This window comes from Hymenobacter sediminis (assembly GCF_003231285.1).
In the GTDB taxonomy this organism is placed as follows: Bacteria; Bacteroidota; Bacteroidia; order Cytophagales; family Hymenobacteraceae; genus Hymenobacter; species Hymenobacter sediminis.
Map to the genome: position 1 here is coordinate 64,492 of NZ_QKNS01000011.1, position 22,362 is coordinate 86,853.

Annotated in this window: 16 protein-coding genes; 7 read left to right on the forward strand and 9 right to left on the reverse strand. The window is 51.5% G+C overall.

The window, feature by feature from the left end:
- Positions 1-78: 78 nt before the first annotated feature.
- The 6 genes from DNI29_RS22430 to DNI29_RS22455 all read right to left on the reverse strand — a co-directional run bounded on the left by DNI29_RS22430 (position 79) and on the right by DNI29_RS22455 (position 5,447).
- Positions 79-717, reverse strand: coding sequence for a PM0109 family protein (locus tag DNI29_RS22430; protein ID WP_110980389.1), 639 nt, complete (start codon positions 715-717; stop codon positions 79-81).
- Complete coding sequence (locus tag DNI29_RS22435) at positions 714-1,484, reverse strand: hypothetical protein (RefSeq protein ID WP_110980390.1); 771 nt, start codon at positions 1,482-1,484, stop codon at positions 714-716. Before DNI29_RS22435 ends, DNI29_RS22430 begins: the two co-directional genes overlap by 4 nt.
- A gap of 204 nt (positions 1,485-1,688) precedes the next feature.
- Positions 1,689-2,855 (reverse strand): His-Xaa-Ser system radical SAM maturase HxsC, encoded by a 1,167-nt coding sequence (gene hxsC, locus DNI29_RS22440; protein WP_110980391.1) that lies wholly within the window; start codon positions 2,853-2,855, stop codon positions 1,689-1,691.
- A 7-nt stretch (positions 2,856-2,862) separates the two neighbouring features.
- Positions 2,863-4,353 carry a His-Xaa-Ser system radical SAM maturase HxsB gene (hxsB, locus tag DNI29_RS22445; protein WP_110980392.1) on the reverse strand — a complete coding sequence of 497 codons (1,491 nt, stop codon included), beginning with the start codon at positions 4,351-4,353 and terminating at the stop codon, positions 2,863-2,865.
- A complete protein-coding gene (hxsD, locus tag DNI29_RS22450) occupies positions 4,310-4,735 on the reverse strand; it encodes a His-Xaa-Ser system protein HxsD (RefSeq protein ID WP_162303718.1) in 426 nt (141 codons plus the stop codon). The genes hxsB and hxsD overlap by 44 nt, the downstream gene beginning before the upstream one ends.
- Position 4,736: 1 nt before the next feature.
- Complete coding sequence (locus DNI29_RS22455) at positions 4,737-5,447, reverse strand: peptidoglycan-binding domain-containing protein (protein ID WP_123823390.1); 711 nt, start codon at positions 5,445-5,447, stop codon at positions 4,737-4,739.
- 387 nt (positions 5,448-5,834) lie between these two features.
- Here DNI29_RS22455 and DNI29_RS22460 point away from each other — a divergent pair, with 387 nt between their 5' ends.
- The 3 genes from DNI29_RS22460 (at position 5,835) to DNI29_RS22470 (ending at position 12,331) form a co-directional block, all read left to right on the forward strand.
- The gene (locus DNI29_RS22460) at positions 5,835-7,082 is read left to right on the forward strand and encodes a DUF1036 domain-containing protein (RefSeq protein ID WP_110980395.1); all 1,248 of its coding nucleotides are present in this window, start codon (positions 5,835-5,837) and stop codon (positions 7,080-7,082) included.
- Positions 7,083-7,322: 240 nt separating this feature from the next.
- Complete coding sequence (locus DNI29_RS22465) at positions 7,323-8,975, forward strand: SNIPE associated domain-containing protein (protein WP_110980396.1); 1,653 nt, start codon at positions 7,323-7,325, stop codon at positions 8,973-8,975.
- A 107-nt stretch (positions 8,976-9,082) separates the two neighbouring features.
- Entirely contained in the window at positions 9,083-12,331 is a 3,249-nt protein-coding gene (locus tag DNI29_RS22470; protein WP_110980397.1) for a DEAD/DEAH box helicase, read from the forward strand.
- Between the two features lie 79 nt (positions 12,332-12,410).
- Here DNI29_RS22470 and DNI29_RS22475 read toward each other — a convergent pair whose 3' ends face one another.
- Positions 12,411-12,944: a hypothetical protein gene (locus DNI29_RS22475; protein ID WP_110980398.1), complete on the reverse strand. Its 534-nt coding sequence runs from the start codon at positions 12,942-12,944 to the stop codon at positions 12,411-12,413.
- 136 nt (positions 12,945-13,080) lie between these two features.
- Entirely contained in the window at positions 13,081-14,358 is a 1,278-nt protein-coding gene (locus DNI29_RS22480; RefSeq protein ID WP_110980399.1) for a hypothetical protein, read from the reverse strand.
- 448 nt (positions 14,359-14,806) lie between these two features.
- Here DNI29_RS22480 and DNI29_RS22485 point away from each other — a divergent pair, with 448 nt between their 5' ends.
- The 4 genes from DNI29_RS22485 to DNI29_RS22500 all read left to right on the forward strand — a co-directional run bounded on the left by DNI29_RS22485 (position 14,807) and on the right by DNI29_RS22500 (position 20,668).
- A complete protein-coding gene (locus tag DNI29_RS22485; protein WP_110980400.1) occupies positions 14,807-16,069 on the forward strand; it encodes an AAA family ATPase in 1,263 nt (420 codons plus the stop codon).
- On the forward strand, positions 16,066-16,902 hold the full coding sequence (locus DNI29_RS22490; protein ID WP_110980401.1) for an HNH endonuclease family protein: 837 nt from the start codon (positions 16,066-16,068) through the stop codon (positions 16,900-16,902). Before DNI29_RS22485 ends, DNI29_RS22490 begins: the two co-directional genes overlap by 4 nt.
- Positions 16,903-17,054: 152 nt before the next feature.
- Positions 17,055-20,099, forward strand: a complete 3,045-nt coding sequence (locus DNI29_RS22495) for a DEAD/DEAH box helicase (RefSeq protein ID WP_110980402.1) — start codon at positions 17,055-17,057, stop codon at positions 20,097-20,099.
- Positions 20,096-20,668, forward strand: a complete 573-nt coding sequence (locus DNI29_RS22500) for a hypothetical protein (RefSeq protein WP_123823391.1) — start codon at positions 20,096-20,098, stop codon at positions 20,666-20,668. The genes DNI29_RS22495 and DNI29_RS22500 overlap by 4 nt, the downstream gene beginning before the upstream one ends.
- Positions 20,669-21,243: 575 nt before the next feature.
- Here DNI29_RS22500 and DNI29_RS22505 read toward each other — a convergent pair.
- Positions 21,244-22,326 (reverse strand): sensor histidine kinase, encoded by a 1,083-nt coding sequence (locus DNI29_RS22505; RefSeq protein ID WP_110980404.1) that lies wholly within the window; start codon positions 22,324-22,326, stop codon positions 21,244-21,246.
- Positions 22,327-22,362 lie beyond the last annotated feature (36 nt).

Here is a 22,362-nt window from a genome sequence, read left to right on the forward strand (position 1 = left end):
CAGAGCGCATTAAAAGATCCTAGATGCTACCAAGCCGACGTGAGCTATGGAATAGATATAGGGGCGACTCCTAGTCTGCTACATTCCCGTACTCGAAGCCAATGCTAACTCTGGAATGCCGTGGGTATTACAATAGTTAGTAACCTCGATGAGTCGCTCTCGAATAGTAATCTCGTCGACAAATTCTTCTAAAAGAAATGATTTAACAATCAGGGTTCCTGATTTTCCATCCATTTGGCCCTCGAGTATGACGTAGTCATCACAAGCCTTAGAGCGCGTTTTGGCATATTCTGCCGCTACTGCGGGATGCCACAGATCTCGGCCTATCATAAATTGCAACCTCGTAACGGAAGCTTCTACCGAAGCAAACGTGGCCGGATTAGTTGGTTCAGCAGTAGGCTGGTCGTAAAAACCTGTGTCACTTTGCAAAATAACGGATACAGCAATCCGGTGCCCGTCTATTTCTCGAGAGCCTAAATGGAATTCGTAGTGATACATGTTCAGCCAATCCCAGGCCCAATTGTCTAAGCTGCCTTTGCCGTTGCGGGGTGCTACGTTGCTAAAGCTACTCCAGCCCCCAGCATAGCTTAATCCAAGCCTATCTACTATATATTGTACCGTGCCTAGTACTCGATCCTGATAGTAGTACAGCAAACGATATGCGGCGCGGACATCTACGAGTGTTCTTTGCAGTTGCTCTTTAGTTAGTCTAGTCATGAAAGAGGAGATAGTATAGAGCTGCTGGGCCACTGGTAAGTAGTACCCGAAAGTAGTGTCAGACCAAGTTGTTGACTGAGCAGATAATAGGGGGCAGGCAGGGTACTGAGTAATGAACGGGTGACATAGCCATGGACTCCAAAGCTGTGTATTATGTCGGTTAGAATATTTCCGAGGTGTTCTTGACCAGGTTCTAACTGCTGACGTAACAATTGAATAGTAGTTAGCAGGTTTAACCAGCGGCATTTGTATACGATAGCTAATCTGCCACTGCATTCAATAAGGGTAGGCTGCTCATCCCCCAAATAAATGCCACCCATTGCCAGTAATAACACCGGCTTCTTTGTCTCCTCCGGTCTGCCTTCCCCTTCCTCTGCATATTCATTGACATAGGCCTGCAGCTGATCGCGCCATTGCTGACTGTCCTGTTGATTATAGTCATAGCGTTTGGCTTCTACGATCAAGTCAAAGGCCGCGGTGCGGACAAAAACGTCTGGCTCCACCGTATACACGTTGCGGGTGTTTAAGGCATTCCACCGTGGCCAGAACTCGTAGCTCGTTACGACAGGCGTTTGCTCTCCTTCAGGCAGTTTAAAATAATGGGCCGCTTCCTTTAGTAACTGCCACAACAGGGTTGGAGGCAAGTAAAATAGGTGACCAAAAACAGAGGAGGTCAGCGAGTCCTCTGATGCTCCAAACAGGCTGCGCCAATCTACTTGATCACGAAAGTTGCGGCCTGCCTTATTATTCCGGATTGCATGAATCATAGTGCGTAGGAAGCATTGTAAAGCAATCCCGTTTGATCTGAAAAGAAACTGATAGGAGATGTTCTTTTACCTAAGTAAACAGCTATAATCCCACACCAGTTTTGAGCAAGGGTTGCTAGCAAGGACATGCTTTAAGTTATTGATTATCAATATACTACAAACAGTCAAACGCAACGTTATCAATGAATGGTTGAGTAGAGACAACTAGTTCAACACTAAGCTCGATTCAATACTGTGCTGAATGGTTATGGGCTTAATGTATTGACTATGGCGGTTGCCACAGGAAGCGAAAAAGCCTCCACATTGGCTTTGCACAGTGCAACCGCTGCAGGCATCCAAGTAGATGTTTTTCCAGTCTGAAATAGACTGTCGTGCAAACTGCCATAAAGAGGGCGGCAGAATGCAGAGTTGATGATTATAGATGGATACGTGGATGCGGAAAGCCGCCAAGAACTCTACTGCTTCCGTTAGCTCCTCCACGTAATCAGCTGGATCAATCCATAGCTTCTCAATATTATGGGGAGTGTACCCCGTGTTCTCGAGACCCATGAACGTGACGTGCTCTACAAAGGGCAAGTTCTTGTAAATGAAATGCGCCAGCTTCACAAGACGAGGAACCGACAGCTTGTGCAACACGATGCGGATCTCAACCCGCTGGTTCGCATAGGCTAAGTTGTGCAGTCCTCGTACCGTCTGATCAAATGCGCCGGAAGCCTGAACGATATAATCGTGCAACTGGTAATGATCCGCGTATAGTGGAATGCCCAGCATTAACTGGGTAAGCTCCAGCTCCCCTAAGCGTTCTGCGAAACGACGATTGGCAAAGGTCCGCCCGTTCGTTAAACAGTGCAGTTCTGTTGTAGGCAGGTGTTCTTTGCAGAGGGCGAGCAGTTCAAAGAATTGTTCGCCCAGTAAGGTCGGCTCCCCACCCGTTATCCCTAATTCAGGGCAGCTCTTTGGAATCAAGGGCAAAAGCTGGCGATGGATGTGCATTAAATACGGAACGTCGTCCCGATCCTTGGGAGGTTGCGAGCACATTAAGCAGTTGCTATTGCAGCGCTCAGTGGCTAGCAAAAAGTTGTGCTGGGAGTTAACCCGATATTGGGTATTGATGCTGCCGCTCGTATCTAGGGATACAAGGTCTCCTTCCTCAAGATGATGCAGGGACATGATACCGTATACAATAGGCATGCGCAGGGAAGCTGGCACGGCTAGCGTTGTGCTGAGAACGGCACCAAACCCCAGGACGTCGACATCAGGGGTACCCTCTGTAAGCAGGAAGTGGTGGGGAGCGCTATTAAAAGGGTCGCGCGTGACCCGGCCTACCAGAGGGGAGTGTAAGCCCTGCGCAATGCCGCGGGTACGAAGCATAGAAATGTTAGTTAGAATCGGCAACCCAACTCCGGAAGATGCGCTCGATCTGCGGGTCGGCGTCCATAAGCTCGAAGAGATAGCGGATGATCTCCATATTCTTTTGGCAGAATACGCTCGTTGGTCGGTAGCCGTACATATCACCTTGCGTGGCGTGATGCAGCACAGGATCCGCGCCGCAGTACGTCTGAAAGGCGCATTCCGAGCAGCCTGCTAGAGATTCATTGGACCACACCTCCGCAATTTGCTTGGCCTTGCTGCCGTAGAAAATTTGCTCATAGGAATGCGTATCCAAATGGCCGAGCCGGAATTCATAATCCTGCATTTCAGCTAGCATTCTTGCTTCATCGGACGCATATACTTGGCCATCGTAGTTGAACACCACAACACCGTTAATAAGCCCCGCTGGCGATTGTAGATCCACGTAACCAATCGGGAAGGGAGTCAAGATTTTACGAAGAATGATCGTGGCGTAATCCTCCCGAAAGAATTGTCCTTTAAAATTGCAATCCAGTATGTGGCCCAGTGCAGTTTTATAAAACTCGAGGAAGCGCTCCGTCTGATACTTATTCTTCTTATCACTACGGAGGGCAAAACCATAGGGAGAAATAGGACGAAGAAAGATGCTATTGAATCCTTGCCGTATGTATTCGTCTACAATAGCTATCGGGTGCTCCAACGAAAGAGTAGAGGTCGTCATTAACGCCGATACGCGCTCGTGTCCCAGTACCGCTCGGGCCTGTGCGATACCTTCCACCGTGAGCTGATAACTGTTGCGCTTCGGCCGGTGGCGGTTGGCATTGTGTAAAAACTCAGGGCCATCCAAAGAGGTGGAGATCAAAATCTGGTTCTGATCACAATACGCCAGGATTTCTGGGGTAACAACGGCTAAGTTGGTGCAGATCACAAAGGTGATTTGCTTCCCATGCATCTGGGCTTGCACTCGGGCTTGCTCGACTGCATACACAATCGTATCAAAAGCGAGCAGTGCTTCCCCTCCCTGAAATTCCATCGTGACGTGGGGATTCGGCGACTGCATCATGAGGGCAATCCCCTTATCAATATGCGCCCGAGACATAGTGAAGGCTTGGTTATCCGCGGTTACCCGAGAGACTTGACAGTAGTGACAGGTATGCTCACAGCGGAGAGTGACAACGAAAATGTGCAGGGCGGTGAAGGCATCCAAAAACGACTTTTTGGTTCGATACCTGGTCGCCATCACATCGAGCAATGGCACTTCTGCCGCGTCGCTGATAATAAAATTTGCTAACAGATCGGCATATAATTCTGCATCCTGCACGCGGTCCAACTCCCGAGATACCAATCGCAGAACTGTTCCCCGGGGCACTAGTAGCCAATCGCCTACCTCGCTTACGATCACTTCCTTTTCCGGCGTTACCTCGTGAAAGCGGAAAGGAAGCAAACGATAGGGAGTAAGATCTACCTGATATTCGTTACTCGCCTTGAACTTGCGGGAGGGCTTGGTAATTACTGACATAACTAGATGGTTCACCCTCCGGAAAATGAAAGCCTACGGGGTCTGATACTGGAGTCAGGAGCGGCTGCTCCGTGTCGTAGTTGGCAAACGCCTTTGCTACTAGCAGCTCTCGGATCGTTTGGGTTTCTTGTCCGATGAGCTCGCGTAGTTTAAAATCTACTAAATCATTTTGGATACGGCTCAGCAGTGCTTCATCAGTAGTGTTCGGGGCGGTGGTTTTGCCTTCTGGCAGGCTCAGTCGTACAATGATACTATCCGCTTGGGGCTCTATGTGAACATCATACTCGCCCCCATACCAATAGAAGCATTTGTAAATAACTGCTTCGCTGTACGTCGCGCGGTCCAACCGAAGCTCGATGGGCGTAAAAGAGTCTAATGGCATATTAATAGGGGCTGCGCAGAGCCGTAATTGTTTGGCTGCCGACGATACCATCGTCCGTAAAGCCCTTACTTACTTGGAAAAGCTTAACCGCTGCCTGGGTGATCAGATCGAACGTGCCACTTGCTTTTACGCCAGGATATGATCGATCAATGAGTAGCTGCTGCAGCGCGGCAACGTCGCTGCCACGGTCACCTAATTTTAGGACCCGCTCCCCTAAAATGTAGGAGGGCAATATGGGGGTAGAGTAGCCGCCTGATCCAGAGTAACTGGAAGATGACTTAGATGCTGGTGGGCTGCTAGGAGTACTCGGAGAGGATGAGGGCGTATAAGAAGGACTGGGAGTATAACTTGGAGAGGGTGTATAGGAGGAGCCGGAGGAAGAAGGCGTGTAGCTGGAGGAAGAATAATGAGAACTGTGAGAGGAGTGGGAACTATGGGAACGGTGGGAGCTGTGCGAGCGGTGGGACGTATGCATCATGGCTTTGCTCCGGCTCGGATCCGCCATGTTCAGTTTAAGTACTAATTGAGATTTGCGCTTGGTAGTGCGGAGCCGCTCAATAAAGTCGTTCTCTAAAGGAATAGTGGTTGATTCTCCAGTCGCTGCTGCTTCCACCCGGGTACTACTGAAGGCAATCAGGCCAGTATAGAGAACCATAAAGGTTTTGGCCATCAGGGCCATAAAACCATCTTCTTGCTTGTAATCGTCGGCCATATACAACTGAATAAAGGAGTATGCGAAGCTAACAATACTTATCAATGATATACAATGTATTGCTGAGCTAATTTGGACTAAGTTAATTCGTAGCAAGCAGGTTGGCTAACGATCTTATCTGCCAAGCCGCCCTGCTTACTACTGAGAAACGGCAGTGCATAGCCAATCTGACACAGAGAGCGACTGCTCAGGTAAGAGGCGAAAGATCTACTAAAAAGCTTACTGCCGTGCTGCTTGTCTGGTAGACGAGGAGCACTTATCTTTCATGCCAGTTTTTACACTTCTACTCTATTTGTTCGCCTGATTCCTATTCTGTAAGATTTTGCATCGCAACTCTGTGCGCTTGTAGCACCCTATTTTCCTTTTTTTTCCTCTTACCCATTTTCTATGAAGCTACGGCTACTGCTTGTACTTATCCTGCTCTATTCTACCTCTTGCTTCGCCCAGCTAACCATGGTTAATCCCACGGACCAACCGGTATCCGTGGCCGTTGGGTTCTATGTGGAGAAAGGATTATTTAAAGGCTGGAATACGAAGGGCTGGCTGCCCATCGCTCCCCATGACTCCATTACCCTATTGCCCACTGGCATTGCGGGCGGCTCTTTCTACTACCATGGCGTAAGTGCGCTCTGTGACCAAGGCTATGCCGGTAACTATGCCCTGTTTGTGCACCCATCGGAAGCCTTTGCCATTGCCAATGCCGGCACTGACGCTCCCGTTACTCTCAATAAGGATGTCAAGAAAGCGGGATTCGTTAAAGTCGATCTTCCCGCTGGCCAGCGCTCCTACCGGCTACGGCTGCCGGCCCTTAACTGCACTCAGCAAGGGCGTCGCACCGGGGAGTGGACAGTGTACCTGGATCGAGACAAAGAGGAAGTGCGCAAGCCAGAGCAGGCTACCTATGTCCGTCGCATCAGCTATCAACAGGGCGTACCCACGGGCCTGGTGCGGGACTACTATTATCCCAGTAACGTCTTACAATGGGATGGCAAGCTGCTCAGCGAGCATCCGGCCGTGCCGCAGGGTACCTGCATTACTTACGATGAAACGGGCCGCAAGCGGGAAGAGCTGGTTTATCAGAACGGCCGCGTGACGGGTTCCACTCGGCGCTGGGACGCGGCCGGGAAAGAAATGGTCATCACCAGGAAGTACCGAACCGTCAAGATACTGGAGCCGCAGCAGGGCTATCTGGTCAGTTACTATAACCCCGGCAAGAGCCGCACGGTGATTCCGGTTACGCTGCCGCCAAATACGGTTTCCTGGTATTATGAATTCACCGCTTTCCGCAATGAAGCCCAACTGCAGGCGGCGCGCACTCAGTTTAAACTCATGTCGGAGCTCTCGCGGCTCGTCGACCAAACGGGCGCGTTGAAGTTCGCCCTCACGGCCCTGAGTACCCCGCCCGGCGGCAGCATCTGTAACGTGTTCTTACTGGGCAGCCCCGAGCAAACCGACCTATTTCAGGCTAAACAGGAGTTCTCGTACGTGCGCGAGGGCACCCGCAGTAGTCTGACGTCCGCAGTCGTGCCGGTATCGCAACCTGTCAGCCAGCAGGTATACCTGGGCCTGCACAACCCGGACAACCTCTATGGGATTCATTATGCGCTGGAAGTCGTGGCCATCGTCGAGGAATAACGGTCCGGTTATCACCGGTCCCGCCCACGCCCAGTTGGCTTCTGAGGCTCACGGCCCAAAGAAGTAGTGACGGCCGCAATCTTCTAGAGACTTGCTACTTACCAGCGATACGGACTAGCGAATGCCTTTCTAGCGCTACGTAGGGACCATAAGTCGACCTCTCTACCAGCAATATGTCCATCACTTGTTCTCGTCACCCAATCGGGTTGACTATCTCTTCGCCCTCATTCCTATTCTCTTATGACGGAATTATTACTCGCCCTGCTAATTGCCGCAGTGGTCTTCCTGTTGTTCCAACGCCGGAAAGCTAAAACGACCGAGCAAGCACTCGTTCAATTACGTGTTACTGCCGAGCAGCAAGCCGCGGCGGCGCGCGCACGGGAAGCCCAACTGCAGCAGGAACTGGACCAACTCTCGCCCTACCGCCCGATCCTGGATGCCACGCAGCATGCCCGGCAGGTTCGCTCAGCGGCGGACAATGAAGCGATCGATATCCGGACGCAGGCCCAACAGGAAGCCGCGGACCTACGGGCCGCAGCAGCCACAGAGCTGCAGCAGGCCCGCGCGGCTGGAAAAGAGCTGCGCGAGCAGGCAGGTGTCAAGGCGCGGGCGCTGCAAACGCAGGCTGACAGCCTCCTGCTGAATGCTACAACGGAAGCGGCTCGCATCGTGGCCAGCGCCAACCAGCGGGCCGAGGAGATTGCCGGCGAGGCCTTGGCGGCCGCTCGCAATGCCGCCAGCTTGGAAAAGACGGTGCAGGCGCTCAAGAATACGATCAGCGGCTACGGCGACCAGTATTTAGTACCCTCCTACTCATTGCTGGATGAGCTAGCCGAGGCCTTCGGGCATGCGCAAGCGGGCCAGGAATTGAAAAATGTGCGGGAGCGGACCCGGTTACTGGTGCGCACCGCTACAGCGGCTCAGTGCGATTATGTGGAAGCCGTCCGCAAGACTACGGCCGTCAACTTCGTGACGGATGCCTTCAACGGCAAAGTCGATTCGATTCTGGCCAACGTGAAGCACGATAACTACGGTACGTTGGCTCAGCAGATCAAAGATGCCTACGCCCTGGTCAATAACTTAGGCAAGCCTTTCAAAGAAGCTCGGATCACGCCCGAGTACTTGGAAGCGCGTCTAGAGGAGCTCCGTTGGGCCACGATTGCCCATGAGCTCAAGCTCAAGGAGCGGGAGGAGCAGCGTCTGATCAAAGAGCAGATCCGGGAAGAGGAGAAAGCACGCCGAGACTTTGAGAAAGCGCAGCGCGAGGCACTCAAGCAGGAAGACACCTTGCAGAAGGCGATCGACAAGATGCAGCAGCAAGCAGCCAAAGCGTCCGCTGAGCAGCGGGAGGCATTTGAGCAGCAGCTGCGGGACCTTGAAGGACGCCTGCAGGCCGCGCAGGAGAAAAATCAGCGAGCTTTGTCGATGGCTCAGCAAACCAAATCGGGCCACGTCTATATCATCTCCAACATTGGCTCCTTCGGTGAGCACGTGTATAAGATCGGCATGACCCGTCGTCTGGAGCCCTTGGACCGCGTGCGGGAATTAGGTGACGCCTCGGTTCCCTTTGAATTCGACGTCCATGCTTTGCTCTTTAGCGAGGATGCACCGGCCCTGGAGCGAGACTTACACCGTCATTTTCTGCGCCAACAGGTCAACAAAGCCAATCCCCGCAAAGAGTTCTTCCGCGTGGACTTGGCTCAAATTCGCGGCGAGATCGAGCGACTGGGCATCGAAACCACCTGGACCTTGTCGGCGACGGCCCGGGAGTACCGGGAGAGCTTGGCGATTGAGCAGGCCCTAGCTAACAATACGCTGGACCAGGCCGAGTGGGAGCGGTTTCAACTGGAGAATGCCTCCACCGAGCTGCAAGCCGAAGAACAAGAACTGTAAGCCAATTTTGACTTCTCATACGCCGATCAAGCTACTCCTCCCTTTGCAGGGCTTAATAACCTTCTGTCGATAACGGTATCCTTCCTCCCTTTTATCTGCTCCACGTAATGTATTTACAGTTACCCGAATTGCGCACTACCATTATCTCGGTGCCAAAATCCAAGAATACCGTAACTAAGCTTGTAAGTAAAGCCAGCCTACTTAAGGAGGTGTCGGCAGTTGAGCACTTAAAGGGTTTGCTGGTCAGCAGCAAGGAGCGGTCAGTTTATATAACGGATAAGGCAAAGGATATTCCCGAGGACCAAGAATATGTTGCGCATTGCGAAAAGTTGCCCACAATGGCAGCATTCAATAATCAAGAATTAGTCATTAAAAAATGGCTTAAGTCCCCGAACGGCTTCAATAGTCCAGGTGAGGTGGCGACTTCGTGGCGGGGAAAACTGTCCTTTCTGGAGGAGGACCGGGATGCTGGAATTAATGGGTTGCGTCAGCCACAGATAGGAGCCCTTTATTGCATACTAGGGCATCTCAAGCTGGCGACCGAGGCTGGTGTGGTGGTATTGCCAACAGGCACTGGTAAGACGGAAACGATGCTGGCATCCTTAGTAGCCAACCAGTGCCAGCGGCTGCTGGTGGTGGTACCATCTGATGCTCTACGTACTCAAATAAGTGAGAAGTTTATTACGCTTGGATTGCTGAAAGAATTCAAGGTCTTAGCAGATGACACCGCTTACCCAGCTGTTGGAGTTATTCGAAACGGGTTTGCCAGTGCTGAAGAGTTTAAGCTTTTTGTGGCCAATAGTAATGTAGTCGTAGCTACTATGGCTATTTTGAAGAACCTTTCCGGTGAAAACTTGGAGCATTTGGCGGCGGAATGCTCGCACGTGTTTATTGACGAGGCCCACCACGTGAAGGCCAAGTCTTGGGAATACGTGAAGCAACATTTCGACAACAAGAAGATTATTCAGTTTACCGCAACACCGTTTCGCAATGATGGGCAGCGACTAGAAGGTAAAGTACTATTCAATTTTCCCCTGCGCGAGGCACAAAGTCAAGGCTATTACAAGAAAATTGAATTCTTGGCAGTCAGCGTACCTAAGCTGAAAGAGGCAGACAAAGTTATCGCGGATACAGCTATTGCTCGACTTCGTGCCGATTTAAAACAGCACAACCATATCCTCATGGCTCGTTGCGCCACGAAAGAGCGGGCCGACGAAATATTTAAGCTGTATGAGCAGGAAAAAGATTTGCAACCTGTCCTGCTCTATTCCGGTGCGCCGCAGGCTAAAGAAAACTATCAGAAAATTCTCAAAAAGCAGGCCCGCATTATAGTATGCGTAGATATGCTAGGCGAAGGCTTTGACTTACCGGAACTTAAAATTGCCGCATTTCATGACATTCGAAAAAGCCTACCCATCACGTTGCAGTTGGCGGGGCGTTTCACGCGCACGAAGTTTGACGAGGAGTTAGGAGATGCTTGTTTCATTGCCAACATAGCAGACCCAAACGTAACCGACGAATTGGAGGACCTGTACGCTCGCAACCCAGATTGGAACAAGTTGCTGGCGAACATGAGTCATGGACGGATTGAGGAGGAGGTAGATTTTAAGAAACTGCTGGCCGGCTTTCCCAAGTTCGCAGATGCACCGCTACCGCTTAATAACATCAAGATTAAGATGAGCGCTGTGGCGTACCAGAACAAAACAGATACTTGGAATCCAAGGAATTTTAAGAAAGGCCTACCCGATTATGAGAAGGCATTCTACAAGTTTGATGATCTCAACTCAGAGGAGCAATTACTTATTATCATTACTGCTGACCAGAGCGGTGTAGAATGGTTAGAAGCCAAAGAAGTATATCAGCTCACCTGGCGGATAATTGTTGTGTATTGGGAAACGCGCAACAACTTACTCTTTATTCACAGCTCGGATAATTCCTCTTTATACGAAGACCTAGCCGCGGCTGTCACCGACAATGGAGCACAGCTGATCAAGGGAATGGATGTTTTTAAAACATTCGATGGCATGCACCGCATTTTATTGCAAAATGTAGGTTTACGCAACTGGGTAGGAAAAGATCTGCAGTTCCGAATGATGATGGGCCGTGACCTAGAACAGGCCATCAGCATGATTGAGAAGCAAAAGGGCGAGAAAGCCTTTGTGATGGGAACTGGCTACGAGAATGGTAAAAAACGAAGCCACGGTGCCTCTTATAAGGGGCGTATCTGGATGAAGCGGGATAACGATTTAAGCGTATTCCGGAAATGGTGTAAGAAGATTGGAGGTCAACTATTGGACCCAAAAATTGACCCGAATAAATTCCTGAAGGAAACGCTGATTCCTACGACGATTGATAAATTTCCGAAGAGCATAGCGCCCGTGTGGATAGATTGGCACGAAAAGCTATACGATGAGCGGGAAACCTATTACAAGTTTACCCTAGGGAAAGAAACCGTCGACTTATCGGCGTTAGCAATTGAGATAGGAGATGATGCGACTGAAACAGCTTTAACATTTAGTATCGCCACTGATACTCAAGAGACTATATTTCAGTTCGCGTTTGTAAGCGGCAAACGAGGAAATGATACATTTTCAGATTACCAGATTACGCGATTATCAGGGCCTGACGTACTGGTGAGCTACGGAAAGAGCTCCCTCTCAGGCATCGATTTTTTTAAGCGTTATCCCCCGACCTTTCGGCTGGCTGATGGGGCCTCGGTTAGTGGCAACGATTACCTGCAGATCAAGCACCCTATCGGGACATTTGATAAATCAGCTATTGAGGCTTGGAGTTGGACGGGCGTGGACACGAGCAAAGAATCGCAGCGGGTGGAGCCTCGCAAAGACTCGGTGCAGTATCACGTTATCCAGCAGCTGCTAAAACAGGACTATGACTACATTTATGACGACGATGGGTCGGGTGAGATGGCGGACATTGTAACGTTGAAGGTGCTGGCTGACCGAATACAGGTAGAGCTATACCACCTGAAATACGCTAAGAAAGGCAAAGTCAGCAAAGGAGTAGGGAACTTCTACGAAGTGTGTGGGCAAGCGCAACGGTCGACCCACTGGAAGCATAAGAGTGGGGATGCTTTAATCCTGCACCTATTGCGGCGCAATCCGAAGACAGAAGGTGGCATAAAGCGAGACCGCTTGGAAAAAGGCGATTTGCTAGAGCTGGAGGGCCTAAAGCTACAAGCGAAGAGGCAGTTGCCACTAGAGTTTAGTATCATCGTTGTGCAGCCGTCTTTAAGCAAAGCGGGAGCGCCAGAGGAGATTCTCAAGCTGCTAGGTGTAACGCAGAATTTTGCACAAGAGCTGGCTGGAGCCTCTTTTCGGGTAATAGGCAGCAAGTGATCGATGACAAACGTAACTACTTAGTATTCATTTTAGTCTGATTTCTCCTTGGCATGGAGCGAAAATATTGCTCCGCATATCACCTGCGTACTGGTACTGCAGTCAGGCGAACACTTAGGCCGGAGTTGGACCCAGCAGGCATACCATTTCCTCGTTTGCTACTATCCAAACTGTTCTTGATGAGCAGTAGAACTCGTCGAGGATCCTCGAGATTACCCTCTATCAGTTGTGAGGCGTTGCGAGGAGAGCCAGCCGCTTTGGCCCGATAGATTTCCACCATGTGTCCTTCCCCAAAGGCCCGGTGACAAACCCCACGCATGTAAAAGTTATTGAACTCTCCTTCAGCAAAGGTCAGCGGTGCGTTAGCAGGCACCTTCCGCATGACAGCACCCTGCTTTTCATGCGTGTGGAAACACTTTTGCTCTTGTAACGCGGCAGCCAATGTTTGCTCATTACCACGTTGTACAGCTTCTATCAGCAGTTGTGGGTATAGTTCAATGCCTAGTTCATTCAACCGCTTGCTATAGTAGAGCTGGCTGTTCTTAATGGCTTCCTCTACTTCAATAAGCATATACTGCCGCGTTTTCTGATCTAAGTTCTCGAAATTGAACATCCTCTTTCGTTTAGAAAACTTGAAATTATAGCTGTCAATCTGACTGGGCTAACTACTTGGACTTACCCGCTTGGTATTCACTTACCAACAACTAGGCGTAGCTGTCATCAGGAGATCTTTTGAAGTACGGACCTAATTACAGCTGGCTCACCCTTTCCTCATTGAGCAAGTTCATCACGTATTGGAGCACCTGTACGTGTTTCCCCGTGGTCTGCTTGCTTTCTGGGGTCCAGTAATTCGTATGGCTTAGGAAGCCTCCCCATAAGGTAGTTGTCACAGGACAGTCACGGATTCCACGCCCAAAGACGCCTTGCAGGGGCCCTCCAACAATATCTCCGTGCACGATGGCCCGGGCAGGGAAATACACGTTGGACCACCGGGTAGGGCCAAAGACCGCGGCGTAGTGCAGCCTACGCATCTTACTAGCAGCAGGATAGGAAAAGTGCGAGGCCTCTAGTTGCGGCGGGCAGGTTGGCAATTCGCGCTCGGCTTGTTTGCTTTCCAAGTCCTCGCGGTCTTTCGCCATCAGCACTTCCGCGTGCGTTAACGGACTGCCCATGGTGATGAAATCCGTTACCAGCCACGGGCAGCCATTGGCGCGCAGCTCATGTCCCAATGCTGCTTGCCCTTGTTGAAACGCGTCAATATCTAGAGGAGACTCGTGCACGAGAGCCTCTACCTGATCCAACACCGGGTGGGTTTGGGAAGGCAATTGCGCGGCGTAGGCTGGCCAGGCATGCGTCAGGATGTCGTACCCGATGACGCTTCCCAAACTGTGTCCTGCGAGGATGATTCGCTGGTAGTCACCCGAAGCGTGCAGTTTGTTGAGCACTTCCACGCCCTTGGCGCGAATTTCTTGCCGACGGTGGATGTTGACGGGCAACGGCGTTAAGTAGCGGGCGGCATCGCCCACAAACTTTTTGAGCACCGGGGCCAGGGCCAGGGTAGCCAGCAAGCCAACCGCCCCGCTGATCCACTTGGGCAGGTGCCAAAAGCGCCACGCTTCCGGGAGGACGGTTAGCAATCCGAAGAACGCGGCGATGAGCACCATGCCGGAGAGCACCCACCATGCACTTTGCAGGGCCCGGGGCAAACTGCCGGGACGGCGCAACAGCAAATGCCGTAACCACGGCAGTACGTGGCCCATTGTGGTATCCTCCATCATATGAGCCCAATAAAACTCGAAAAAATCGGTGCGCACGCCGTTGCGGTCTTGGGTGGTCGTGAGCCGGCGCAATTCGAAGCTACCTGAAATGTCGTCGGGCTTGCTAAACACGCCTGTAGTAGCGTAGGGATGGTGTACCTCTGGATTGCGCTTCCAGACCGTGTCCACGAACCCCCGCAACGTATCCATGGGGCGTTGCTCCCCAATTCCGTGAATCAATAAAACAGCTTGCTTAGGAATTTGACTCATGTAGCCTTAAAGGTGTATCCTAGGAAATAACCGCACTTAAATTGCGAAAACTAATCTGAAGAGCTAGTACTTAGCCTAAGCGCTATGCAGAAACCCGCAGGTTCCTTCCTCGTTCCGTCGTCTGCACTAATTACGCGTTATGGGTAAAGGCTAAGAGGTACTCACTAGTTGTTCAGGGGTAAGAGGCACGCATGTGGAGCAGCGGAGGGTTTTCTAAAACGTACCACACGTTCAGATGATGTGTATCAACTCCATTTTTCCTTTTGCTGAGCTGGTCTCCCATTCCCCCGATAAGAGCGACCCTCATCGACCATTCGTGTATATTCGTTGAGGGGCACCCCAGGTAGGCACATGCCTTCCTTTTCTATTCCGTTGCCTGTACGTATAGCAGGTTTGAGGGCAATAGAAGCTTGTTGCTCATTCTAAGCACTGCATTTCCGCCGCGACCATGTTTTTGAAAAAGCTCGTTCTTAAGAATTTCAAGTGCCTCTCGGATTTTGAAATATCCTTTGAGGATAAGGCATCCAGTAATCGCAAATGGACGCTTATTCTGGGCGAGAACGGCACGGGGAAAAGCAATCTGCTTAAAGCGATTGCTTTGATCACCTGTGGCAGCAACGCGCTGGGCGAAATTGTGGGCAATACGGATAGCTGGATCACCCTGCAGCAACCTAACTGCAGCATCACCGCCTGGCTGACTACCAAAAAAGGGGAAGAAAGAGAGATATCGCTCAAAATTAAGCGGGGTGATACTCTCACGAATCTTATTTCCAATAACCTGGAGGATCTCCACCTTATTGATGGAGCTATTGAGAATGCTGAGCGCAACTACTTCGTGGTGGCCTATGGGGCCAGTAGGCGGCTAGCTAATGACTCATTTGCCAGCAGTTCACAAGCGAATAGCTTTGGGAATCGCTCCGGAAACATTCGGAACCTGTTTGACGGCGGGGCGACGCTGAATCCGCTGACTTCCTGGGTACTTGATCTCGACTACCGGGCGGGCGAAAGCGGCCTCGCCGTGATCAAAGAAGCGTTGAATGGCTTTTTGCCGGGCGTCACGTTTCACGCCATTGACAAGAATAAAAAGCAGGTCATTTTCCAAACCATTGATGGGCTGGTCCCGCTGGAGCAACTCAGCGACGGCTATCAGAACATGGCCGCATGGATTGGGGACTTACTCTACCGTATCACGGAAACATTCAAGGACCGGAAAAACCCCTTGCACGCACGGGGGTTGCTGCTCATTGATGAGATTGACCTGCACCTGCACCCCAAGTGGCAACGCAATCTGTACGACTTCATCAGCGACAAGCTTCCCAATTTTCAAGTCATCGCTACGACCCATTCCCCTCTCACGGCTCAACAAGCAGGGGAAGGCGAGTTATTTGCGTTAAAGCGCAATACCAAGCAGCGAGTAGAACTGATCCCGTTCATTGGATCACCGAAAACCCTATTGGTGAATCAATTGCTTATGTCGCCCATGTTTGGGTTAACGACCGATGAGAGCACCGAAGTAGAGGTTGCCAAGCAGCAGTACGCGAGCCTGAAAGTGAAAGGGCGCGGCTTAACTATCCCGGAGCAAAAGCAACTCTCAAAAGTGAAAGAAAAGCTTGCGCAAGAACTACCCCAACGCAATACTCAACTGGTCAGCGATCCGGAAATGGAGCTTCTACAGCGGATTGAGCAGAACCTGAATGCCCAGCAAGCATGATCCCGTTGCAGAGAGAACGAACTGTAAAGGCTGTTAGCACGAAGTTTCGTGGGCCCAAAAAGAGTGCAAAAGACAAGGAGTTGTTACTCGCCCAACGGGATTTCTTACGAGGCCTGTCTGCTGAAGTGCCCTTCCAATCTACCTTCTGGAAAACGGCCAAAACTCAGCTCAAAAAAGAAAGTGGTGGAAAGTGCGCGTACTGCGAAGCCAACACCGAAATCGTGGCGCACGGAGACGTAGAGCATTACCGCCCGAAGAGCGTGTACTGGTGGCTAGCCTATACTTATGACAACTACTTGTACGCCTGTCAGATATGCAACCAAGTGTACAAGAGCGATAACTTCCCCATTGCCGGTACAGCACTCTTACAAGGCCCCACAATCTCGGCAACTACCACGGATGCTGAAATTGATCAGTTAGTTGGCCAGATTTCTCCTGATCCACTCGCCGTGGACACCGAGTATACCCTAGCCTCCTATGTCGCGGAACATCGGAAGGAGATGGCCTTCTTACTGAACCCCTACTTCGATGATCCTAGTGAGTATTTAGCCTATGAGGCGGATGATGCTACCAAAGAAGTGAGGGTTATTCCAACCAAGCCAGAATATGCTGGCCATGTAAAAGCTGCCGAGGATTATTATGGCTTGAACAGGATTGAACTTAGAAACTATCGCTATAAGACGTACAAAACGTATCAGTTATTCAAACGCTCTCTATCAAGGCTTACCGATGAAAGGCTAAAAGCAGACGTGTTAGAGCAACTTAAAGAAATGCGTGCTGATGACTACTTGTTTGCTGGGATGAACCGGTATTTCGATGTCCAGTCCTCTTAACAATCAGTGGGAGTCTATAATACAAGACTTGTAGAAAGGTGATGGCTAAATATTCGGGATTCTTGCGATATATACCTCACCACACGGCGTTAACCCCAACTACTTTGGGTAGCCTTGGTCTTATCTAATAGCAGGAAATATCTTAAGAATTTATGGCCGCCCGTTTTTTATCCGGATTTATTGGTATTAATCGCCATTCCGACCAAGCGATTGACGACCTCAATTGCGCCCGCCGAGATGCTACAGCCTTGTGGGCTCTCTGGCAGGACACTCTTCCTGCTACCCGTCCAGTATTGCTCGTGGATGAGCAAGCTACTCAGTCCTGCATCAATGAGTTACTCACGCAAACGTTAGATGCTGCGACCGAAGAAGACGTAGTTCTACTGACTTTTTCTGGCCATGGCACCCATAATCACCGCTTGGTAGCTCACGATACGGATCTAGAGAACTTAGCGGAGACAACCATTCCCATGTCAGACTTGGCTGAACGGTTCCGCCAGAGCAAAGCTCGCCATATTTTATTAGTCCTTGATTGCTGCTTCAGCGGTGGGGCACCGGCCAAAGTAATTGAAGACGGCTTACAGTCACGTGGTACCGGATTTTCTATGGAATCTGCTTTCTCCGGGCGTGGCCGCATTCTCCTTGCTGCGGCCAATGTGGATGAAGAGGCCTGGGAGGCTGCAGGTCATGGCCTATTAACATCGGCTCTGACCGATGCCTTACAGGCTGCTACTGGCCCTGTAGAGGTGGGAGGTCTGATGGCCGATGTAGCCGGGCGTGTACGCACTGAAGCGCAACGCCTAGGGCTGACCCAAACGCCGAAATGGGTAGGGGATATAGATGGGGGCTTCACTATTCCTCCGCTGCAGGCCGGACAACATTATTACCAAGCGTTTCCTGAGTTGACTGGGCTAAAGGTCTCGGCGAACATCCAAGAATTGTCAGGGTTCGGTTTGCCTGTAGAAGTCATTCAACTTTGGGACCAGCAGTTTCCCCAGGGGCTCAACGTACTGCAGTTGGCTGCGGTCAACGACTATCGGATACTAGATGGCGAGTCCTTATTAGTTGTAGCCCCGACTAGCAGCGGCAAAACGTTTATTGGAGAACTTGCCGCTGTCAAAGCTGCTATCAACACCCAGCGGGCTGTTTTCCTAGTGCCATATAAGGCCTTAGCTAACGAGAAGTATGAGCAATTCTCTGCCTTGTATGGTACGCAGTTAAGCCTACGCGTAATTCGGTGTACTGGTGACTACCAAGATGATACCAATGCGTTTGTGCGGGGCAAATACGACATTGCCGTGCTTACCTATGAGATGTTTCTCAATTTAGTGGTGAAAAACCAGGGCACCCTGAACCGCATCGGAGTTGTCATCTTAGACGAGGCCCAGTTCATCACGGACCCTAGTCGGGGTATTAACGTTGAACTATTACTTACTTATATTCTGTCGGCGCGCGAACGAGGCATTACTCCGCAGTTGGTGGCGCTATCAGCGGTCATCGGCAACACGAATGGCTTCGAGCAGTGGTTGCGCTGCCAAGCCCTGATTACCACTCGTCGGCCTGTACCATTAGAAGAGGGTGTCATTGACCGTTCGGGCGTATTTGAGTATGTAGATCCGGAAACGGGACTGGCGCAGACCCGGCAACTGCTGCCCTCGCATACCGTGCGCATCCGTCGCGATAAACCCAGCACTCAAGACGTGATCGTGCCTCTAACTCAGGCCCTGCTAGCGCAGCAGCCAACGGCGAAGCTCATCGTATTTCGCAACATTCGCGGTAAAGCCGAGGGCGTCGCGGGTTACTTGGCTACAGACTTAGGTCTGCCCAGTGCGGATGCGTTGATAGCAGCCTTGCCTGCTCAGGACCGCTCCTCAACTTCTGCTAAACTACGAAACTGTCTAAGGGGCGGCACAGCCTTTCACAATAGCAACCTATCCCGGGAGGAACGGGAGGTTGTTGAACGGGCCTTTCGTGACCAACAGGGGCCGGTACGGGTGCTGGGGGCTACTACAACGGTCGCGGCTGGCATTAATACGCCGGCCTCAGCAGTTATTCTAGGCGAAACGGAATTCCTTGGAGAGGACCAGAAACCTTTTACTATTGCCGAATACAAAAACATGGTGGGCCGGGCTGGTCGGCTGGGCTATAATGAGCGCGGCCAATCGTTCATCATCGCCAATACTCCCATGGAGCGCCGGCAACTGTTTCGGCACTATGTTTTGGGGCAGCCAGAAGCCATGCGTTCTTCCTTTACAGGCGGCAATTTGTCCACCTGGGTATTACGCCTACTGGCCCAGATTTCGCGGGTGGATCGCCGGGAGGTAACTACCCTACTGGCCAATACCTACGGGGGGTATGTGGAAGGCCGCAGCAATCCGAGTTGGCGTTCCCAGATGGATGCGCAAGTGGAAAATATTATCATCTCGCTAATTCGGGCAGGCATCGCTGAGCAGGAAGACTCTATGCTTCAGTTAACCTTACTGGGGTTTGCTTGCGCCAACTCTTCGCTGTCCTTTGAATCTATCCTGCGCCTGCTGCACTTACTGCAGCTGCTGAATCCAGCTACCATAACACTGGAACGAATGTTAGCCCTGACCCAAGCCTTGCCGGAACTCGACGACACCTATACTCCGCTTTTGAAGAATGGGAACAAGGAGAAGACTTGGCCCTACCTTGCTGCGCAGAAAGTCGGTAACGATCTAATTCAGCTCTACCAACGCTCCCTACCAGACCAGTTGGCCCATTTACGCCGGGCCAAGCGAGCCTTGCTGGTAGAGGCTTGGCTAGAGGGCGATACTTTGGAGAGTCTTGAACAAGCGTACACTAACTCACCATACGTGCCGATAAGCTACGGAGATGTACGTCGCATTGTGGATGCAACGCGCTACCATTTCCGCTCCGTTGTGCCTATTGTCCAGGCTCTGCACCCTATGATGCCTCTGGAAGATGAGGCCCTAAATTTATTAACTGCACGTCTGGAGGTAGGGTTACCGGCTTCCGCGCTTTCCTTGTTGAAAGTACCTACTTTGAATCGCGGGGAAATGCTATTGCTTGTACGCGATGGCATAGTTGATCCTTCGCTTGCGTGGGCTGCTGTTGAACCCTCTGTAATTAGGCTATTCGGTTTAGAAAGAAGCCAAGCATTAGCACCTATGTGGGAAAAGCAACGTCTCACAAACTTGGTCAAGAAAGCATGATGGAACCAGTTGATTTCTCCCCCTCGTGGCAACGCTTAGCTGCTTTGCCTGAAGAACGTACAATATGGGATTTTGACGCATACTATGAACGTGTTCATTCTTTGGTACCCAACGTACCCAAAGCAGTACTGAAGCAGTGGATTCATGGACTACAGGATGAGTACGTTACCCGCCGAAACTATGCTTGGCTGGATTACGACCACCTGCATTTTGGCTTAGAGCAGTGGCCTACGCAAGATTTACTGAATCTGTATGTAGTAGAAGAATACCGGGATTGCATAGAGACTCGGGCGCGCTGCCAGGGCTACGATGAGTTTTGCTGTACTAAACGGGACTTGACGCATTGGAAAGTGCACGGCACTTGGCAGACTCCACCGGTGGTACTGGACGTGACTTCACTGGGCACGTTGCCTCCAGAGAAGGAACTGGTGGCTCCTTACCAATTGGTTGAAGGACACAATCGGCTTGGTTACCTCCACGCTATGAACGGCATGGAGCAGCAGGGTAAGGCTGAACTGGCAGTTAAGCACGAGGTATGGGTATTACGGTGCTTAGAGTCTACCCAGTAGAGTCCCTGGTTCTGGTACCTAGCGGACTAGTTGGTTGGCTATGTTGTTGCAACGTAACGGAATCGTGTTAGCTGCCATCACAGCAAAACTCAACGCATGAGATTATTTCATGTGCCAAGCCAAGGAGATAAAATATTACACTACTGCATCTCTCCTATGGTTCTATCTCATTCGACTCTATAGAACTAGGTGTGGCAACAAGAGCAATAACATTGGTGCGGAAAGTACAATTTATCCGTCACCGCACGCTGTTTTCTAAACTTTGATTACTGAACAAGTTTTGTGAACTGATTAACGGCCTTTTAACCACTTTCTTCCTCCCTATTGCCCATTGCCTAAGTTGTACAGCAAAAGGAGCATTTCATTCTTCACCCATGGTGCTACGTTTGGACAGATCGTCGGAGCCGTTTCGTCTTGCATGGCGGGCAAGGAGAGTACGGCACCGTCAGGACTCTGTTCACCAAGCGCATCCGCCCCTCTGCGGGCAAGAGCTAGTTGTCCAGGCGCAGCACTTATCCGCGTCCAGAACAATACCGCAAGCCAGGCTTGCCAAGAAATTACCTGCCTTCCGTTGCTTACTCTCCGATGGGTAGCTCGATGAAGAAGGTCGCCCCTTCTCCCTGCTGGCTTTCAAACCAGATGCGCCCCTCGTGCAGCTCCACGATGGTCTTGATGATGGACATGCCCAGGCCCGTCGTCTTTTCTCCCCGTAGGCCGGGCCGCCGCGCCTTGGTGAAGCGCTCGAACAGGATCGGATGCAGCGCATCGGCAATGCCAATGCCGTTGTCACTGACCGTCAGCCGTAACCGATCCGCCTGCTGCTCCACGGCCAAGCGGATCGTCCCCCCATCGGGGGTGAACTTGATGGCGTTGCTGATCAGGTTGTTGATGACCTGTTGAAACTTGTTCTCGTCCAGGTGAACGTAGATCGGCCGCTGGGTTGGCTCATAGAGAAATTGCTTTCCTAAGTGAGCGGCCGAGCGCTGATACTCTTCCATGAGCTGGCTCAGCTTCTGGGCAATATCTATCCGCTCGCGCTTGAGCTCAATGTTGACCGACTGCATGAACTCGTCATCGACAAAGTCGCGGATCAGGTTGACCGAGTCGGCGCAGGTGGTCTGCATCACCCCCAACAGCTCATTGAGCTCCGGGTCCTGCAGGGCCTGCACCCGCTCGAGCAGGTAGTCGCTCATCTGCAGCAGCAGAGTGAAGGGCCCGGCCAGATCGTGGGAGAGAATCTCCAGGGTGGCGTTCTTCTTCGTGTTGAACTTGCGGGCGTTGATTTCCTGGTGTTTGGTAACGGTGATATCCGTCAGCCACCCGCCCACCTGGCCTCCGCCGGCGGGCGAAAGCTGGACGTGCGGCGTGAGGCAGAGCCACTGCTCCCGGCCCTGGGGCGTGCACAGGCGAAACGCCACTTCTTCCACCGCCTGTCCCTGGCGCCACTGCTGCCAGCGCTGCTGCAGATAGGGCGCATCTTCCGGGTGCAGACGGGCCAGCAGGGCGGGCAATTCCTCGTTGACCTGGTCGGGGGTGCCTCCCAGCACGGCGGCATACGCCGGGTTGACGTACGTGACCTGGCCCAGGACCAGATCATAGACAAAGAATACCTGACGGGCCTCGTGAATCAGCCCCTGGAAGAAGAGAGGAAAGGACATACAGAAGATGCGGCAGCAACCAGCCGAAATGGTACC